This is a genomic window from Paenibacillus sp. EB106-05-06-XG162 (assembly GCF_058791655.1).
The window spans coordinates 15465-36002 of sequence record NZ_JBYTDT010000030.1 but is presented as its reverse complement, the minus strand read 5'-3'; the positions used below and the strand labels follow the sequence as shown (position 1 = coordinate 36002).

The 20538-nt window shown below is 42.3% G+C and carries 14 protein-coding genes; 13 read left to right on the top strand and 1 reads right to left on the bottom strand.

Annotation, left to right across the window (positions count from 1 at the left end; all coding sequences use genetic code 11):
* The first annotated feature begins 164 nt into the window (after nucleotides 1-164).
* Nucleotides 165-707 carry a hypothetical protein gene (locus tag AC3WU2_RS30325; protein ID WP_492458554.1) on the top strand — a complete coding sequence of 181 codons (543 nt, stop codon included), beginning with the start codon at nucleotides 165-167 and terminating at the stop codon, nucleotides 705-707.
* Nucleotides 708-1323: 616 nt separating this feature from the next.
* Here the strand turns inward: AC3WU2_RS30325 and AC3WU2_RS30320 are convergent.
* Nucleotides 1324-2469, bottom strand: a complete 1146-nt coding sequence (locus tag AC3WU2_RS30320; protein ID WP_492458553.1) for a M42 family metallopeptidase — start codon at nucleotides 2467-2469, stop codon at nucleotides 1324-1326.
* Nucleotides 2470-2701: 232 nt separating this feature from the next.
* On the opposite strand from AC3WU2_RS30320, the gene AC3WU2_RS30315 reads away from it, so the two are divergent.
* The 12 genes from AC3WU2_RS30315 to AC3WU2_RS30260 all read left to right on the top strand — a co-directional run bounded on the left by AC3WU2_RS30315 (nucleotide 2702) and on the right by AC3WU2_RS30260 (nucleotide 20529).
* Entirely contained in the window at nucleotides 2702-3649 is a 948-nt protein-coding gene (locus tag AC3WU2_RS30315) for an ABC transporter permease (RefSeq protein ID WP_492458552.1), read from the top strand.
* Between the two features lie 13 nt (nucleotides 3650-3662).
* Complete coding sequence (locus AC3WU2_RS30310) at nucleotides 3663-4532, top strand: carbohydrate ABC transporter permease (RefSeq protein WP_492458551.1); 870 nt, start codon at nucleotides 3663-3665, stop codon at nucleotides 4530-4532.
* Nucleotides 4533-4602: 70 nt separating this feature from the next.
* Nucleotides 4603-6189, top strand: coding sequence for an extracellular solute-binding protein (locus tag AC3WU2_RS30305; RefSeq protein ID WP_492458550.1), 1587 nt, complete (start codon nucleotides 4603-4605; stop codon nucleotides 6187-6189).
* Nucleotides 6190-6278: 89 nt separating this feature from the next.
* Nucleotides 6279-8018, top strand: a complete 1740-nt coding sequence (locus AC3WU2_RS30300) for a sensor histidine kinase (protein ID WP_492458549.1) — start codon at nucleotides 6279-6281, stop codon at nucleotides 8016-8018.
* On the top strand, nucleotides 8015-9640 hold the full coding sequence (locus tag AC3WU2_RS30295) for a response regulator (protein ID WP_492458548.1): 1626 nt from the start codon (nucleotides 8015-8017) through the stop codon (nucleotides 9638-9640). Before AC3WU2_RS30300 ends, AC3WU2_RS30295 begins: the two co-directional genes overlap by 4 nt.
* A gap of 99 nt (nucleotides 9641-9739) precedes the next feature.
* Nucleotides 9740-11965 (top strand): FAD-dependent oxidoreductase, encoded by a 2226-nt coding sequence (locus tag AC3WU2_RS30290; RefSeq protein ID WP_492458547.1) that lies wholly within the window; start codon nucleotides 9740-9742, stop codon nucleotides 11963-11965.
* A 7-nt stretch (nucleotides 11966-11972) separates the two neighbouring features.
* On the top strand, nucleotides 11973-13184 hold the full coding sequence (locus tag AC3WU2_RS30285; protein WP_492458546.1) for an SGNH/GDSL hydrolase family protein: 1212 nt from the start codon (nucleotides 11973-11975) through the stop codon (nucleotides 13182-13184).
* Nucleotides 13185-13562: 378 nt separating this feature from the next.
* On the top strand, nucleotides 13563-15194 hold the full coding sequence (locus tag AC3WU2_RS30280) for a response regulator (RefSeq protein ID WP_492458545.1): 1632 nt from the start codon (nucleotides 13563-13565) through the stop codon (nucleotides 15192-15194).
* Between the two features lie 6 nt (nucleotides 15195-15200).
* Nucleotides 15201-16955 carry a cache domain-containing sensor histidine kinase gene (locus AC3WU2_RS30275; RefSeq protein WP_492458544.1) on the top strand — a complete coding sequence of 585 codons (1755 nt, stop codon included), beginning with the start codon at nucleotides 15201-15203 and terminating at the stop codon, nucleotides 16953-16955.
* Nucleotides 16956-16968: 13 nt separating this feature from the next.
* A complete protein-coding gene (locus AC3WU2_RS30270; protein WP_492458543.1) occupies nucleotides 16969-17964 on the top strand; it encodes a substrate-binding domain-containing protein in 996 nt (331 codons plus the stop codon).
* Nucleotides 17965-18021: 57 nt separating this feature from the next.
* Nucleotides 18022-19329, top strand: a complete 1308-nt coding sequence (locus tag AC3WU2_RS30265; protein ID WP_492458542.1) for an ABC transporter substrate-binding protein — start codon at nucleotides 18022-18024, stop codon at nucleotides 19327-19329.
* 189 nt (nucleotides 19330-19518) lie between these two features.
* Nucleotides 19519-20529 carry an ABC transporter permease gene (locus AC3WU2_RS30260; protein ID WP_492458541.1) on the top strand — a complete coding sequence of 337 codons (1011 nt, stop codon included), beginning with the start codon at nucleotides 19519-19521 and terminating at the stop codon, nucleotides 20527-20529.
* Nucleotides 20530-20538 lie beyond the last annotated feature (9 nt).

Genomic DNA, 20538 nt, shown 5'->3' with positions numbered 1-20538 from the left:
GGAAAGCCGTATGAGGGAAAACCTCACGTACGGTTTGATGAGGAGGGGCTGAAAAAAAACTCAGCCCTTTACTCTAGTAACGGTCAGGATTATGAAAACACCTGTTACAAATTGTTAGAATTCATGGGCATACTAATTCTGAGAATATGCGGGGGGATGCCTAAATGCATAAACAAAAAATATCGTTATTACTTTTACTTTGGCTGAGCATGTTAACGGCAAATTTAGCATACGCAAAAGATGAAAACTTAGTTATAAGTTACATCAACTCAATAAGTGAAAAAGAATGGTCTGACATCCCTGATTTATGGGTTAAGGGTCAACGTGATGAACTTATTGATTTTTTCAACAACAAGCAAAATAAAGTACACAAGGTTGGGTTATTCAATATCAAAAAAGCACATCTTATCGCTTCGAAGCAAATACCCTTCGAATACGGAAAAATATATTTACCTACTAGTTATATCGAATCAGTTAACGCTCCTCAAATTTTTTATGTGGCTATTGACTACGAAGTGTTTAGGGAGGACAAATATTACATAAACGGAGTGAACTACTTCTTTATCGTTACCGTATCAGAAGGCAGTAAAAGAAAAATTGCCTTAACCCCTCATGTTCCTGTTAACCAAATCATCAGAGACGGGTACGGATTTGGAGCACCTGACGAAAAGACATTTTACGAGCGGAGAATAAAATTCGTTCAGTAATGTCAATGTATAGTGATAGTGGATTGAACTAACGGGACACGATAGTTTTTATTAAGTGCCAGTCCTTGAGAATGATGAGGTTTGTGGCGTTAAAAAAGTTTGTATATTTATACATAAGGTCATAAATTTTTTTCTAATAAATTTTGCAACAAATCGCCTTATTTGCTGTGGCAGTCTTCAAATTCTAATAAATTATGAAACAACAAACACGGAGCCACGCGGGTTTGCGGGCTCCGTTTCTAATTATTTCTGGAATATCACAAAAATTAGCGTTCTACTGCGTGACACACGCTTTAGTAAAAACGAGGTGCGGTTGGTCTATGAATGACCACCGCACCTCGTTATTTTTAGTATTGCAATTTTTTCAATTTCTGACTAAACGTCCCCCTTTTCCTCTAGGAACTGAATTCCAGACTGATCTCTGGATTCATGAAAATACTCTCCCTCTCATAAACCCAAGGGAACGATCGATCTGCATCGCCTACTGACAAATACACTACAAAAATAAAAGTGGTCAGCCAAAAACCTGGCTGACCTCATAATACGAAGGAGAACGATAGTTCAATTCTTCGATCGCACGTGGCACCAAATAGGGAAAACGGCGCGCAGTCGCTCCTTACCCTTGGCCGAATGTAAGTTCCTTCACTTTGTTTTTATCCAATCGTTTGATTACTTCGGTAATCAGCTTCACGGCATTTTCGAAATCCTCGCGGTGGAGAATCGCCGCATGCGAGTGAATATATCGCGTTGGAATACAAATCGCAAGCGACGGTACGCCGCCGGCTGTCACGTGAATGGCGCCAGCATCGGTGCCGCCTCCTGCGGTATAGTCGAATTGATAAGGAATGCCGAGCTCATCCGCTGTGTCGGTAACGAAGTTGCGTAGACGGCGATGCGAGATCATCGATCCGTCAAAAATGAGAATTTGCGGCCCTTTGCCCAGTTTGCCCAAGGCATCCTTCTCGCTCACACCCGGCGTATCGCCGGCGGTCGCAACGTCAACCGAGAAACCGATATCTGGTTGAATGATATTTGTGGCCGTTTTCGCTCCGCGTAAGCCGACTTCCTCTTGAACAGTACCGACACCATAAACGGTATTAGGATGCTCAGCGTCTTTCAATTGCTTCAGTACATCGATCGCGATGGCACAGCCGATGCGGTTATCCCATGCTTTGGCCATCAGCAGTTTTTCATTTTTCATCACGGTAAATTCGCAAACCGGTACGATGGAGTCACCCGGGCGAACGCCGAACTCCGTAGCTTGCTCTTTGCTTTCCGCGCCGATATCGATGAACATCTCTTTTTTGTCAACGGGATTTTTGCGCGCTTCCGGCGATAGAATATGCGGCGGTTTCGAGCCGATCACACCGGGAATGTTCCCTTTGCGCGTCATGACGGTCACACGCTGGGCTTGCATCACTTGCTCCCACCAGCCGCCGAGCGCTTGAAAGTATAGGAAGCCTTTGTCGTCGATCCGCGTCACCATGAAACCGATTTCATCCAAATGTCCGGCTACCATAATTTTAGGGCCGTCCGGGACCGTGCCCGTTTTTTTGGCGATCAAACTGCCGAGATGATCAACCGTCACTTCGTCAGCGTAAGGGGCAATGTGCTCCCGCATAACGTCGCGCACTTCGTCTTCGTGACCTGGTACGCCGTTGGCGTCGGTTAGGGCTTTTAACATTTGCAAGGTAGAGTCCAAGGATATTCCTCCTCCATTAATTTTGACTATCAATCTATTATATATGACGATACAGATCATGTCATTAACTGGAAATCGATCATCTTATTCGCTGCACACAGTCCCAATTTTCTGTCTTGCCTCGGCACCTAGAAACGGTTGCGATCACGCTGTCCGTTTTTTTATGACTTTTGCATTGCAATTTTCTAAGGCCATACTTACTTAATATCTTATAAGAAATTCTTGAAATCACAGAAATTTATCGAACAGGGGGGTGTTATTATACGACTATAAATAGAGAAGAGGTGAGGATATGCAAGCGAGATTGGCAGCGGACGCCATTCCCCGCTCCCAAAAGCGGAATTCTTGGATAAGAACGATTCAAAAGTATAAAGTGATGTATATTCTTTTGTTCCCGGCATTACTTTACTTTGCCATATTCAAATACATTCCTATGGCGGGAATCATCATTGCTTTTAAAAACTATAACTTGGCGTTGGGACTTTGGGATAGCCCATGGGTAGGGTTTAAAAATTTTACAGATTTTATTAACGGTGTTTATTTCTGGGACATCATGAGAAATACGATTATTATATCGCTGTATAAGCTATTGTTCGGTTTCTCTGCTCCCATCGTACTCGCTTTGCTTCTCAATGAAGTTTATACCCAATGGTTCAAGAAAATCGTACAAACGATCACGTATTTGCCCCATTTTCTGTCGTGGGTCATCGTTTATGGACTGATGGTGGCATTATTAGCCCCAGGAGATGGCCTTTTTAATATGATTTTGAAGGAAAATGGTGTTGGGCCGATCTCCTTCCTAACGGAACCTGCTTGGGGAAGACTGCTGGTCATCTCATCTGAAATATGGAAGGACATTGGTTGGGGGGCGATACTGTACCTTGCTGCACTAGCGGGTATTGATCCAAGCTTATATGAAGCGGCTAGAATGGATGGCGCTTCCAAATGGAGACAGCTATGGCATGTCACATTACCTGGCATTCGAGGCGTCATTATCCTGATGCTGATTCTTAAATTGAGCCACATCCTGGACGCTGGTTTTGACCAAATCTTCATGTTTGCCAACAGTTTTAACCAGGAGAAGATCGATATTATTGACACATGGGTATACCGTGAAGGGCTGGAGCGTCTTAAGATTGGCTTGGCTACTGCTGTGGGGTTGTTTAAAGCTGTTATCGGATTTGTTTTAGTGTTGGCTGCGAATAAGATCGCCAAAAAATTCGATGGGCAAATTTGGTGAGGTGGTATGAGATATGATTAAACTGACGATCGGGGAAAAGGTATGGCAAGCAGCCGTTTATACGATTCTTATTCTACTATCACTGCTTTGCTTACTTCCCTTTTTATATGTGGTTGCTGTTTCGGTAACACCAGAATCAGAAGTGTTAAGAAGAGGCATTGTTATTCTACCAGAAACCTTTACCTTTGCAGCCTATAAAGAAGTATTCATTTCTCATGGGATAGGGCAAGCGTATAAAATTACGTTGTTTCGAACGATTGTAGGTACGGCGTTAAATGTTCTTTTTACGGTACTCGCGGCGTACCCGTTATCCAAAAAATATTTGCCGGGACGCAGTCCGTTTCTAATATTCATTGTGTTTACCATGATGTTCAGTGGGGGGTTAATTCCGACTTATTTGTTAGTCCGCTCGATGGGACTTCTAAATAGTCCTTGGGTATTAATTATTCCGCATCTGATTAGTGCATTTAATCTGGTGATTATTAAAGGCTTTTTCGAGCAATTGCCTGCTGAAATCGAGGAATCATCGAGAGTCGACGGCGCAAGTGAACTTCAGTCGTTATGGAGGATCATTTTACCCCTTTCTTTGCCCGTCCTTGCCACCATTTCCTTATTTTACGCCGTGGGCCATTGGAACAGTTATTTCGATGCGATTGTGTACTTAAATGATTCGAGCCTAATGCCGCTCCAAGTTGTCTTACGCAACATACTGCTTAACGTCGCAACACAAAGCGCGGATTCGATGGCCTCTTCCGGGGCGGTTAGCCAGTTCGCTGTGCAAATGGCCGCTGTCGTCGTGACGACGGTTCCGATTTTAATCGTATATCCCTTTATGCAGAAGCATTTTACGAAGGGTGTGCTCCTAGGCTCGATTAAAGGTTAAAAGGCAATTCTTATCTAGGTTGTTACGGGACACCGTGATAATATATATACAAGCTAAAGGAGAGGTCAATATGCAACGTAAAAAGATTTCATTACTTGTTCTGACTGCGATTGTTGGACTGGGAACGCTATTGTCAGGATGTGGGGACCAAGAAGAAGCTAAACCGACAGCTTCGAACAGTCCTCAATCCGAGGCTAGTAAGTCTGCGAACAAAATGAAAATCACGATGTTTAACCAAGGTACTTTCAATGCTGCCGCTCCGATACCGCCTCGTGAAGAAGATATTCAACGCCAAATGTTAGAAAAAGCATTGGACATCGACTTGGATATGATGATTCCTCAAGCTGGGCAAGCAACAACCAAACTGAATACGCTCATTGCAGGCGGGGATATTCCGGATTTGATCTTCTTGAAGAGTCGGGCTGATCTCGCGCAATATTACGACCAAGGCGTACTTGCGGATTTGACACCATATCTGGATCAATTTCCTGAATTGCAGAAGCGTTTTAGTAGTGATTCCTGGGAGGCGATGTCCTACCAAGGAAAAACGATTGGAGTCCCAGGTTATGATAATGTAAACGGTATCAGTCGAAGCTTCTTCATCCGCAATGATTGGCTGAAAAAGCTGAATATGGAAGTGCCAACGACACCTGATGAACTCTTTGAAGTTATGAAAGCCTTTACAGAGAAAGACCCAGACGGTAATGGCAAGAACGATACGTACGGATTCATCGGCGGTATGAATAAAGAAGGCAACCTGCAAACCTATGGGTTCGATAGCTTGATGTGGATGTTTGGCGTCAATCCTCCCTCGGCCATTGAAGTGAAAGATAATCAACCGATATTCCTATTTATCGATCCCAAAATGAAAGAGGCGCTTGCTTACATTCATAAAATGATGGAAGCCAATGTGGTAGACCCCGACTGGGTGACGATGAATACGCCTGATTTGTTGGACCAAAAGTTATTTAAAGGTAAAGTTGGCTTCATGATAAGAGATGCCCGTAGGCTGGAACCGGATTATCAACAGAAAATGAAAGAAATCAGTGGAGAGGTGCCGGAATGGATCGTCATTCCTCCAATGAAAGGTCCTTACGGTGATCAAATTGTAGAGAGAAAATCGTTCCAAGGCAATTCATGGGCCATATCCGCGAAAGCGGATAAGGACAAAATCATTCGGATCTTGTCCATGCTGAATTATCTCTTTACGGACAAAGAAGCCTATCCGAATTTTGCATACGGAATTAAAGGGATTCATTGGGATGTGGTGGACGGCAAGATCAAAAATAAAACCTCCGAATTATCGAAGGAAATGAAAGAAAAGTACCTATGGGTCGATCATTATAGAATGCCGCGCCGTGGTGATGATGCGGAGTACTTCAGCTTCCAAAATCCTAAGACAGCAGAAGCTTTCAAGAATAATCAGCAATATGTGGGGCCAACGTTGCCCGGAAATTTATTGACCGCAGACCCCAGTGATACCTTAGCAGCTGATCGCACACGTTACATTAATGAAAGCTTAGTCAAATTTATGACGGGCAAAGAACCTCTTTCCAACTGGGACAATTTCCTCCAAACGTTAGATACGAAGTTTGACATGCAGACCTATAAGGAAACAGCCATCAAGCAATTTAAAGAAGCAGGCATCATCAAGTAAAATAAGCGAAGAGAGTGGCTATTATAGCCCCTCTCTTTATTGTCATATGCTATTCTTAGTTTAATACGGAATTAGAAGGAAGATGATGGATGCGAAGAAGAATCAGCATGCCTTTAAAATTATTTTTTATCGTGTTTGCGTTTGTGTTAAGCTGCATCGTCTTGATCAGCCAATTGTCTTATCGCTATGTCCAAAAGGAAATAAGAACCAATGATATTTATTACACCAATCAAATCCTAGACAAAGTTGATCAGTATTTCACGGTTAATTTTTCTTCCTTCCAGACGATCCTATTTTCGGTCGAGACATCGGTAAAAGCCAACATCGACAATCCGGAAGTGATTAAAAAGCAATTAAGAGAGCTCTATGAACTCAACAGTAATTATGTCAGTAATATTTATTTGATCAAAAACGATTTATCCATTTTAGGTGGAAGTACACCAACTCGAATATTCGATGAACCTTTATCGGAAAGAGAACCTTTGTTTGATGCGGCTGACAAGAATAGACGGATTACCTTTGTCAGTAATCCTTACAAATCGAAGTATTCCGGCTGGACCGTTACGATGGTTCGATATCTGAACGGCGCTCCGTTTCCTATGGCCATTGCGGTTGATTTGGATCTAATTGCCATGGAAGAAACCTTGTTCAAGATTAATAAACAAGAACAAATGAACCTGGCTCTGATCACTGCTTCGGGTCAAATCATTGCCGGGTTTTCTGAAAATAAAGGACTGCTAAATGATCAAGATCATACGTTTTCAATCGGGGATACGTCAGCGGAACAAATTCTGGATACGACAGAAACAAGCTTTCAACTGCATACCAAGGATGGCATTCCGGTCACCCTGCTGAAAAAACCGATGGAGAAATTCAACTGGACCATCATCTCGATCAACGATGAATCACGTTTGAAAGCTGCTTTGTCCCGATTGGAAACCTATTATTTCGAGCTTCTAGCTGCAGGACTTCTCTTAAGCTTGTTTATTTCTTTTTTTATTGCCAAATATATAAGAAATCCACTTTATGCGCTCAAAACAAAAATGAAGCGGGTGGAGCAAGGCATCCTCACAACGACAATCACGATTAACCGAAATGATGAGTTTGGTGATCTTTCCCGAGCCTTCGATCGTATGCTGCAGCAAATTGTGGAACTGATTCGGCGAGGGGAGCTTCATAATGAACTTGAGCGAAAGCTGGAAATCCAAGTGCTGCAGTCTCAAATTAATCCTCATTTCCTCTATAACACGCTTGGTTCGATCAGCAATGTTATACGCCTCGGACAAATAGAGAAAGTAGATGTGGTGATCGGGTCGCTCATTTCATTATTGGAATACGGGATTGATGATGCTTCGGAGAAGGTATCACTTCATCAGGAATTGCGAAATGTATCGGACTATATCGAGATCCAGAACATCCGCTATAACCGAAACTTTCAATTGATTGAGAATATCGAAGCAGGGTTACTAGATTTTCCGGTTTTTCGAATGCTGCTGCAGCCTCTTGTGGAGAATAGTATCTTCCATGGTTATAACGGAGGGGGGATCGAAGGCCCTATCACGATTCATGCGTATAGAGAGAGCGGCTTCGTCATCATCGAAGTCGTTGATCAAGGCGAGGGGATTCCGACGGATAAAATAAAGCGTATTTTACATACAGAACCGAGTGATGTGGAAGTGAAAAGGAAGAGAATCGGGTTAAATAATATTCATGGTCGTATAAGACTTCACTACGGAGAACAGTTCGGGCTCCAAATCATAAGCATACCGAAGGAAATAACCCGTGTTCGCGCTTTATTCCCAGCAGGCTTGTATAAAGGAGATGCATGATGGTGAGACACTACACTTGCTTCATTGTGGACGATGAAGATCTAATCATTCAGAGATTGGAATTGTTTTTTAACGAGCTCTCCCTTAGGGATAGTCGATTTCTTCTAGTGGGAAAAGCGAATAATGGGCTGAACGGGATCGAGGAGATCGTAAAGCTTAAGCCGGATATCGTGATATCTGATATCGTTATGCCGCGAATGGATGGAATTTCTATGATTGAGCAGCTAAAGCCAGAGCTTCCCCATACCCAATACATTCTATTGACCGCCTATTCATCCTTTGAATATGCGCAGCGAGCTATTCAAGCCAACGTATTGGAGTACATTGTTAAGGTTCCGCTGAGGGAAGCGGATTTGAATCGAGCTTTAGATAAGGCAGCCGGGATCATTAATGAGGTTAAGAAAAAAGAAGCGGAAATTCAATCATTAAACGTATCCGTGCTTGAAAATAAATATCGAGTCCGCAAGCAATTTTTTAACGAGCTAATTAGAGGAGAAATTTCGTCTCATCGGGCATCGGATTTTGCCAATCCCATGCAGTTCCATTTCTTTCAAGCCAACTATTGCTGCTTCATTGTTGAAATGAATCTGTATGAAAGTTTCCGTAACGAATATGCAGCCGCTGATCAAAACATCTTGAAATATGCGATGACGAATATTATCGAAGAAACAGTGATGAGTGGTGGCATAGGTGTAGCTGCGGAGCTATCTGATAATCGTTTTATTGGCTTTCTTTCCTGGGAAAATCATCGCAGTGATATGGAAACGGAATATGCATGCCAGTCATTGGGGGGGCAGATCATCTCTCATTTGCATCAATATTTGAATCAAAGGGTATCCGTCGCTTTTGGAGGTCCGCACCGAGGGTGGGAATCTATCAAACAAGCGTACACGGAAGCTAAAAATGTGAGTGACGATTTCTATTATCATACCGAGAAAGTACTCAAAACACCCTTGCATCGGTTTCATTACCATAATGACAGAAAAGAGGACGTTCAGCAGAAGCTGGCTGATTTTCTTGCTTGGGTGAAAAGGAATGCTTCCAAAGAAGAGATAGAGAAAGAATTTGCTGATTTGAACCAATTTGTTATGGACCATAAAATTCAAAAGTCCATCATGGCACCCATGCTTCGAGACTTGTACAGAGACATTACGCTGAAGTTTAAATCGGGGAACAAGTTGACCACGGAAGTAGCAGAGTTCCCGATCGAATTTATGGCTTTTCGGGAACAGCTTGCTTATATTGTTGACTTCACATTCGAATATGTACACGCGGGCCAACTTGTACATCGTGCAGAAATCATGCTTGCCATGCAGTTTATAGAGAAAAACCTCAAACAGCGATTAACGCTCGAGGCGATTGCCGAGGAAGTGAATTTAGCACCATCGTATTTTAGCAGCTTATTCAAAAAAACAATGAACGAAGGCGTGATCAGCTACATCAACCGTAAAAAAATTCAATTATCTCTCGAGCTGTTACATGTTCAGGATTATTCTTTATTGGAATTGTGCGATGAAGTGGGTATCGTCAATGAAGGTTACTTTTGCAAATTATTTAAAGAATATACGGGCGATACGCCTAAGCAATATCGGATAAAAATGACAAGGTACGAATCCAAATAAGGATGCAAAAAATGTGTGATTTTTTCGCGAAATCATGTAAAAAAAAAGGGATTAAAAGGACTACCATGATAGAAGGATCTAATCATGGAGGTTATCGAAATGGAGCTTATTAAAGCAGATGTAACCGTCGTAGGCGGAGGTATTGCTGGGATATGCGCTGCCATAGCTGCCGCACGCCAAGGACTGCAGGTTTCACTTATTAATGATCGACCGGTTCTTGGAGGAAATGCGAGCAGCGAGGTCAGGGTTCATATCAACGGATCGGCATATCTCGGAAACAGTCCATCTTATTATGCTCGTGAGGGCGGGTTGGTGGAAGAACTCAAGCTGAAGATCTTTCACTATAATCCGTTATACAACAAGAAGCTTATGCTTTCGCTTTCGGATACGGTCTTGCTCGACATGGTCTATGATGAGCCTAACATTTCTCTATTCCTGAATACTTGCGTGCATGAAACGGGGATGGAGAACGGCAGAATTCAATGGGTGGAGGGCCTTCAATTGGCTTCCGAGAGAAAATTTCGTTTTGAAAGCCGAACCTTTATCGATTGCTCAGGAGATGGGGTTGTCGGATATCAGGCAGGTGCCCACTTCCAATGGGGGAGAGAAGCGAAGCATGAATACAAGGAAGAATTGGCCCCAGATGTCGCGGACCATTACACCATGGGCGATACGATCCTGTTCCAAGCCCGTGACGTAGAATATTCCGTTCCTTACAAAAGGCCTGGCTTTGCCTATGATATTACGAAGTTGGCTTTTTTCGATAGTATCCGAAAAGGCTTGAACCATCGGTCTTTCCCAAGGAAAATCAACGGACTTGGCGGATTGTGGTGGCTGGAATACGGCGGACATCTGGATATTATCAAGAATAATGAAGACATTGCATTAGAACTGCGGAAATTGGTGTACGGGATTTGGGATTATATCAAAAATAGCGGCGAATTTGATGATGTAGACAATCTCATCTTGGATTATGTATGCCCGATTCCGGGAAAGCGGGAGTCGAGGCGGTTTATTGGGGAACACATGTTGTCTCAGAGCGACCTTACAGCAAAGCCGCATTTCGAAGATGCTGTATCCGTCGGAGGATGGTATATGGATTTACATGCGAATAAGGGCATCTACGATGAGGGGCCGGCTACAGCATGGAATTTCGTGCCTGGATTGTACAATATTCCTTTCCGCAGTTTATATTCACGAAATATTCCTAATCTCATGTTCGCTGGTCGCAATATCAGTGCTACCCATGTGGCTTTCGGATCTACAAGGGTTATGGCAACCTGTGGTTGTATGGGGCAGGCGGTTGGAACGGCTGCTTCGTTATGCTTGAAATATGAGGTAGACCCCGCGGACATCGTCGAAGCCCATATGGGGGAGCTGCAGGCGCTACTGCTTCGAGACGGGCAAACGATTGTAGGGCTTCAAGAGAAATTGGATCCTTACTTCGCTGACGGATTGACTATTCGTGCCTCGTCTCAGCGCAGCTATGAGAATCTTCATCCAACCGAAGAGATTTCCTTGGCGAAAGCGTTGTGTTTGGTCTTGCCGATTCAGACATCCGTGGCTGAGAGCGTACGGATCAAAATTAAAAATATGTCCAAGCATTCGGAGACGCTGCATGTGAAGCTGCTTGGCGGGGATCGGAAGGAAAACTACATTCCCACCAGCGCGTTGAAAGACTACCGCTTGGTTATTGCAGAAGGTCATGACGACTGGATTACGCTAGACTTGGGCTGCAAGAAGCCAGCTGACGACAAAATCTACATCGTATTGGAAGGTACGGCGAGCCTTGCCGTATATGGCAATGAAGAGAAATTGACAGGAGCGGTCAGCTTCCATTATAGGCCGGAAGAGCCGTCTATGCTGAAGAAATTCAATAAGAACATTTGCTTTAAGGATCTGTTGCCATCCCAGAATATGTATAATCCCGAGAATGTCATCAACGGCTTCTCCAGACCGTATGGTCTGCCGAACGGCTGGATTTCTGAACGTACGGAAGGAAAGGAATGGTTGGAATTCTGTTATGCAAGCCCCAAACATGTCGACGAAATCCATCTTGTTTTCAATTCACAGTTAGATTTGGAGCATTTCGATGACCCGATCGAGCCGCTTATCCAAGATTATGATGTGACCTTAACCTTAGAAGACGGAACCGAGAGGGAAATCATCATCCGTGGGAATTATCTTACGTTGAATAAACATAAGGTGGATGCGAAAGCTGTAACCCGAATCCGGATTAATTTCTGCGCAACGTACGGTTCGCCTTATTATGAAGTATTTGCTGTAAAATGGTTTGCTCCTAAAACAATAAGTGAGGTCAGGTGAAGTCGTGATGATGAAGGAATTATTCCCTCGAAGAGGGCTGCCTAATGTCATTCCTAAGTTGGAAAATGGGGATACCGTAACAATCGTCTACTTTGGCGGCAGTAATACGCGTTCGGAAGGATACAGGGTCATGACAGCGGATTGGCTTCGAGGGCAATATCCCAATGCGGATATCCGCTCTGTGAATGCAGGCATTTCTGGGACAGGATCGGACCTCGGCTGCGCCCGTCTGGAGATGGATGTACTGCGTCATCAGCCTGATCTCGTATTTGTTGAATTTGTGGGTAACGACGGCGGAGATCCCGAATCCAAGGCGCGGATCGAAGGAATTGTCCGTCAGATCCGCAAGCAGAGCCGGTATACCGATATCCTGTTCGTTTATACGCTGAAGGAGCGGGATGTGCCCGGATTTCAGTCTGGGGTATACCAGAAGGGGGCTATCATGCAAGAGGAAGTGGCCGATTATTACGGTATTCCTTCGATTCATCTGGGCGTAGCGGTCAGTCAACTGGTGTCCGAGGGAAAGCTCATTTTCACCTCTAGTGCAGACCAGACCAATCCAGGAGCCATTATTTTTACGCATGATTCGATCCATCCGACCATTCCCGAAGGACACCAGATTTACACGGATACGATCACCCGGTCATTTGAGAAAATGAGCGAACTTCGAGATCATCCGGGAAGTTTGGAACATCACTTGCCTCAGAATCCGTTGGTCCCGTCTAATCCTTGGGAGTATGCGACCATGCTGCCACTGGATCGTCTTACTCAATTTTCCGTAGGATGGTCTTACATGACTCCCGATGATTCATCGTTAGTGCGCGAGTACAATTGGTTGTTCCCCGGCCTATGGCGGGCAGTCGATCCTGGAGAGGCTATCACGGTGGCGTTCGAGGGCACCCATATCGGGCTATTCGATATTGGTGGGCCTGATTCTGGCAGATTGAAGGTATCGGTGGATGGCGGGGAACCCTTTGTTGTCGATCGATTCACACCACACAACGATCATAATCGAAATCAGTACGTATTCTTGCCGGAGCTCCCAAATGGGAGACATACGGTTCGCTTCGAAGTCGATACCGAGAAGACAGACAAAGCGGCCGTGTTTGAGGCATGTGGCAATGAACGAAGTATGGAGCATGTTCGGCAGCATCCAGCTTGGTATGAACAAACGGTGATCCAGCTTGGGAAGTTGCTATTGGTGCAGCCGCCATTATAATTGATCATTAAGCTTTGTCCACTTGGAAGACCTACATCATATCTGACTGCAGTTGAACGGTTAGCTAGGATGTAGGTTTTTTTACTTAAAATCTTATAAGAAATTCTTGAAATGAAATGTTTATTCATTGTCTTAAAAAACCTGTACCGGCATCTTTTTCCGGTTACAGGTTTTACTAATTTATGATGGAACGATCTCAGATCTTGAATAAGGAGTGTCCTCATCAAATATTCAATCCATTTTATCATGGAAGAGATTTGGAGATTTTTCACCAGAGCCTAGAAGTTTATTATACAATATACATAAATAGTAAATGGTTTATTTTGGATATTAATCCTAATAAGAGTCGCGTTCACTATTCTATAGGTTGGAGGAGTTATGTACAAAATTGCTGTAGTCGATGATGAGGAGTTAGTGCGAGAAGGTATTGAAGAGCTCATTCATTGGAAGGATCATGGGTTCATTTTCATAGGCAGCTTTGAAAATGGTCTTGAAGCCATGGAAGCATTTGAAGAGCATATACCTGATGTGGTTTTGACTGACATATATATGCCTTTTATGGATGGACTTGAGCTAACACGTCAAATTTTTGATAAATATCCTTATGTCAAAGTCGTTGTGCTGACAGGTTATGATGAATTCGAATATGTACAGCAGGCAATTAAGCTAAAGGTTTATGATTATTTGTTGAAGCCCATTTCTTCTAGTCAATTACGGGCTGTACTTAATAAAGTGAAATTAGACATGGATGAGGAATTTAGACAGAAAGAGGATTTGAATAAACTTAAAAGTCAACTCAATATAAGTCTTCCGCTTCTTAGAGAACGATTCCTTGAATCGATGGTCACTAACGTTTTAAAGAAAGAAGTATTGAATGAGAAACTTGCCCTTTTTAATATTCAACTGACTGGATCTTTCTGTATGGCGGTTGTCATTGATATCGATGATTTTGGTGAGCGAAGCAACTCATTCTCAGTGATCGAACAGGAACTGATGCGCTTCGCTGTCTGTAATATCGTCGAAGAAATCATGGGAGAGAAGAAGGGCGGCATCGTATTTCGGAGCCGTGACGACAAAATTGTATCCATACTTTCTAGCGATGATATGAACAGCGTTTATGCATTGGCTCAGGCTCTCTCAGAAGAAACACGTCAATGTGTGAGGAAGTTTCTGAAGTTTACAGTAACCATCGGAATTGGAAGCGCTTGCGTTTCCTTACAAGAAATCGCCGTATCGTATCAAAAAGCGATTTCAGCGCTAGATTATCGCTTTTTAATAGGTAAAGACAATGTGATATCTCTTTCCGATCTGGAAGGATCTGATAAAAGTCCTGTTGAAATTTCGAACGATTGGGAAAAAAAGCTGGTTTTGGCTTTGAAAACAGGTACAGCAGAAGAAGTTGATCTCGTTATTGAAGATTGTATAAGAAATTTAAAGCTGGCAAGAATTCCGATGCAGACGTGTTTGATTTATATTCAAAAAATCGGTATAACGCTTATGAGTACAATTAATGAATTGGGGGGATTGGAGTTATTTGTAAATCCGATTAATCCTTTTGACGAAATATACACATTTAAGACATTGATCGAAATCGAATTGTGGCTAAAAGGAATTTGTAAACAGGTAATCGGATGTATTACAGGAAAAAGGAACAATATCTCGAAAAATAAAGTTATTTTGGCTGAAGACTATATCATGGGCAACTATTCAAAAGAAACTTTATCTGTAAACGATGTGTGCCAGCATCTTCAAATGAGTCCAAGCTATTTTGGTACAATCTTTAAATCGCATACCGGGGAAACTTTCATTGAATATCTCACTCGAATCCGGATAGAGAAGGCCATGGAGTTGTTGAAATATTCCGATTTCAAAACGTATGAAATTGCGAACAAAACAGGTTATCGAGATCCTCACTATTTTAGTTTAATATTCAAAAAAAGAACGGGTCTCTCATCAACAGAGTATCGTGAGAAAATTAGAAGCGAATTGAAGAACGGGTTGGAAGGGTGAAGTACAATGCGTCGGTTTGCGTTTACCCGTATTCAATCGAGTATAGCAGTGGCTTTCTCCTGTCTCATTTTATTGACTACTATCATTATGAGCTTCAGTTCATATCAGTTATCCGCAGATGCAGTTAGGACAAAATCACAAGATTATACATCGCAAATTATCGATCAAGTAGACAGGAATATTAAATCGTATATTACGAACATGGAATACACCACGCTAATGGCCCTTAATAATGCGGATATAAGGAATTTCATGAGTTCTCCGAATAATAACACTCTGAAAATTGATGACGAAGCAAGGCTTCGAATACGCAATTATTTTCAATCTATACGGAGTTCTCGCAAAGATATTTCGTCTATCATTCTAGCGGGTGATAAGGGTTCTTATTACGTATCCGATCGATCCGATGCAAATTTGAAGCCTAATCTAAACTTAAGCAACCAGTCTTGGTTTGTTAATGCGAAGGAGGCACAAGGGCTAGTCGTTATCTCTTCGCCGTATGTTCAACATATATATTTGAAAGAATACCGTTGGGTCATCTCGTTTAGCCGAGAAATTCGGAGCGACAATGATAAACAGAGTCTCGGCGTTTTCTCGATCGATTTGGACTTTGATGTGATTAACAACATTTGTAGCGACATTAGCATTGGTCAACGCGGATATATTTTTATCGTCGATAAAGAGGGGAATGTTATCTATCATCCTCAACAACAAATCGTATATAGTCAATTAAAGTCTGAAATGATTGAGCAAGTTCTTCGCTATGACAATGGCAGTATTGTTATAGATGAAGGCGCTAACAGCCGTATGTATACAACGAAAGATACTGGATATGGATGGAAAATCGTTGGTGTTGCATATTTGGATGAGCTTGTGAGCAATAAGGAGGCAATGAAACGCTCCTTTCTATTCACGGGCGCTCTATGTATCGTGATCGGTCTAATTTGCGCGGTCATTATTTCTCATAAACTTTCACTTCCGATCAAACGGCTGGAATCGTATATGCGAGAAGTTGAGGAAGGGAACTTCAATATAAGATCAGATATTATATCAACAAATGAAATTGGTAAATTAAGCAAACGTTTTAATATTATGATCGGTAAAATAAGAGAATTGATGAATCAAATCGTGGTGGAGCAGGAGTTTAAACGTAAAAGCGAACTAAAGGCGCTCCAAGCGCAAATTAATCCGCATTTTCTATATAATACCCTAGGTTCGATCGTTTGGATGGCAGAAGGAAAGAAAATGGAAGAAGTTGTGACGATGACCTTAGCTCTAAGTAATTTGCTGCGAGCCAGCATAGGCAAAGGCAGTGAATTAATTCCGATTCAAGTGGAAATAGAGCATATCACAAATTACTTGACGATTCAGAAAATGCGTTATAAGTCAAAACTGGATTTTCGAATTGACATCGACGAAGGAATTTGGCATTGCAAAATACTTAAGCTTGTTTTACAACCGCTGGTTGAAAATAGCATTTATCATGGGATTAAATATAAAAGCGGACCGGGGATAATCCATATTATTGGCGAAAAGTCACTGGATTGTATTTTACTGAAAGTGATCGATACCGGTATAGGTATCGATTCTGAGAAACTGCAACAAATCTTATCGAATCACAATAGTATCGAAGACAAAGGCGTTGGCGTGATAAACGTAAATGAGAGGATACGGCTTTCTTTCGGGGAACCGTACGGTTTAAGCTTTAAAAGTCAGGGTGAAGGTACTGAGGTTACGATATGTATCCCCATTATAGAATAAGGAAGGCGAAACGATGCGAACAAGGAAAATGGCATTACTTACCATTGTACCACTGCTTTGCGCCGCTTTCGTCTTGATGGTGCGCTTCATTGATTTTACCCCAGAAAAAGTACTAGAGACTAAGCCCAAAATAATCATAGTTACAAAGACGAGCGATCCGAACGTAGAGTATTGGCGAACGTTGGCTGCAGGTGCGAAGGTTGCTGCAAAAGAATTCGGAGCACAGGTGGAAATCGTAGCTCCACGCTTGGAAAATGATGCGGACAATCAAATTAAAATCGTGGATACCATCCTAAAGTATGGACCACTGCCCGAAGGCATTATTTTGGCTCCAATAGATGCTGAAAAGATGACTCTAATTGCTGAAAAAATTATAAACGCAGGTGTACCGCTTATTACAATTGATGCGCAGTTAACAGGAAACCTCGCGAGTAGTGTAATTGCCACGGATCATTTTGCAGCAGGGATGAAAGCTGGAGAAGAAGCTTTAAGGTTGCTTTCTGCTCGCTCCAGAATTTCCATTATTAATTTTGATCAAGGCTCCTTGTCACAGATGGAAAGGGAAAGAGGTGTGAGGCGGGTGCTTGTGAAGCATCCAGGAATCGAAATCATGGATACTTATTATAGCAGTGGAGAAAATGCAGCTTACGAGTTCACTAAACAACTTCTCAGTAATCCTGATTCCGTAGACGCTATCATTGCTTTAAACGAGACGGGAACTAAGGGCGCAGCTAGGGCAGTGAAAGAACTTGGTTTGTCTGGAAAGGTGAAACTAGTCTGTTTCTCCAGCTCAATTGAAGAGATTCACCAACTTGAAGTAGGAGAGATTCAAGCCCTAGTTGTACAAAAGCCATTTAATGTGGGCTACTTAGGGGTAAAGACATCCGTACAGCTTCTGAATAGGGAGAAAATCAGCCCTCAAATTGATACTGGCTCCGAAGTTATAACAAAATTCAATATGTATAACTATGAAATTGAAAAGCTGCTTTTTCCATTTGGCGAAAGGTAGGGGACCATGTGTAGTAAATGGACGAGACTTATTGTTTTTCTCATATGGATGGGCTTATTGATAATTGGATTACATTCGGAGCAACCAGTAAAGGCTGTTAAGCGTTCGGCGACTGGAATTACAAACAATACCTTTTTTGAAGGAGTCAAACTGAAAGCGGCTTTAATCGGTGGGGGCACTTACGAGTCCTTATATGAGTCCATTCATAAGTTTGAGCAAGAGACAGGCGCAAAGGTAGAGATCATATTTAAAGATAATAATTTTAATTTGGACAAGAAGCTGAAAAACGATTTTACAGCTAATAAAATTGACTATGACGTTATTTCAACGCATTCCAGTCAATTCCCGGGCTACGCGGATGCACTTGTATCATTGGAGTATTTATTTACTGAGGATGAGCTCAGAGACTTCTCTCCATCGATATTAAATGCCGGTAAAATAGATTCGAGACTGTACATGATTCCAAGGCTCGCAGATATTGGCGTGTACTATTATAGGACGGATTTGTTTTATGACGAAACGAACAGAAGCAAGTTTAAGAGCGAATATCATTATGATCTGGCACCTCCAAGAACGTTGGAGCAATTGAAAGACATTTCAATTTTTTTTGCCAAGCAAGGTACGGACCTATCAGGAACACAATTTGCAGGCAAGGAAGAAGCATTATCAGGCCGTTTCATGGAACTGACGCAAGCGTTTGGTGGTGATTTTTTTGATGATAAAAGGAATGTCATAATAAATCAATCAGGCGGCTTGAGGGCAGCTCAATATTTGCGTGATCTGTATGTAGCGGGCGCAATGCCAAAAGGTGTTATTGATTTCCTGTGGGATGAAGTAGAAAATAACTTTGCGAATGGAAAAATCGCCATATATTCGGATTGGCCGGGGTGGTATTTTACACTCGATGATCCGAAAAGTTCAAAGGTTGCGGGCAAGTTTGACGTAATTCGTGCGCCTGAAGGGCCAAGTGGCATTCATCCAGGTTGGGGTGGAGTTCATGGATTCGCAATAACGAAAGCTAGTAAGAATAAACAGGCAGCTGCTGCACTTATCAAGTTTTTGACAAACGCTGAAAATATGACGAACGAATCAAAGCTGGGTGCAACTCCTGTTCGCCTCTCGGTATGGGATCAAGTATTAAATGATGCAAAAAAAGGAGATCAGCGAAAGCAAAACTTCTACAATACATTAAATATTGCTTTAAAAGAGGATTTTCGCACACCTCCGCCGATTAAACAGTGGATTCCGTTATCCAATATTTTATATCCGTACCTGCAAAAAATCATTATAGGTGATATGTCACCTAAGGAAGGATTAGATGCCGCAGCAAAGGGAATCACAGAAATGATGAATCAAACCAAATGAAAACATGTACAAAAGCTGCTCTTTCTCTTCGAGGAAGGCAGCTTTTTTTATTAAAAGTGGAATTTTAGACCATCATCGGGGAAATTTCTATTAACTCTCGAGGACATTCACGTTAATCTATTCATAAATCATACATGAAACATGTTATAGATATCAAAGTAAACAAAAAGGGGAACGGGAGGAAAGATTATGGGAAAAAATTCAAATGTAATCATGGAATCTCAGCTAGGTTATCCCAAAAAAGGAGTTCTATTATCAATCTTGAAACGAAGTGATACAAGTGTAGTTGTGGCTTCATTGATCCTATTTATCGTATTTGCAATGGGATCTTCCAGTTTTTTATCTTCGTACAATTTGTTTAATGTCTTTAGAACCACATCCTTGTTCTTATTCGTTGCTCTAGGTCAAGCGATTGTGCTGGTCATTGGTGGAATGAACTTGTCCTTAGGGGCGATTGGCGGACTCTCAGTCGTTACAGCAGGCTATACCATGCATACACTGGGATTACCTGGCCCCGTGGCAGTCCTATTCGCACTCATCATTGGAGCAGCAGCTGGTTATCTCAATGGTATTGTAATCGTTCGTTTGAAATTGAATGCGTTTGTCGTGACACTGGCGACTTCATTTATTTTTACGGGTCTTGTATTTGGTATATCCAAAGGATTTCCTTACACGAATATTTCGAAGGGGTTTACTTTTATTGGAAGGGAGGGCTTGCTCGGATTACCTTATTTATTTTGGCTTATGATTTTTACGTTAATCGTCTTGTGGTATGTGTTTAAGTACACCGTGATCGGAAGACAAATTCTTGCGACGGGCGGGAATTTGGTAGCTGCACGCTATTCGGGAATTAAAACGGACAAAATCATTCTGATGGGCCATGTGTTATCAGGTATATTTGCTGCTATTGCAGGTGTGTTATGGATCTCCAGAATGGGGTCGGCTACACCGGCAACAGGAAGCGATTGGATGATTATTTCGTTCGCTGTGGCCGTCATTGGGGGAACTGCTCTAAATGGAGGAGCCATAAGCGCGATAGGGCTTTTTGCAAGTTCGCTAATGATTGCACTCATTAATAATGGATTAATTATGCTTGGTGCCAATGTATATTATGAACAAACTTTCCTTGGGGCCATCATCATGCTTGCAGTCATCGCAGAGAGTTTACGAATCAAATATAGTTCACGCCGAAAAAAATAAGAGAGGAGA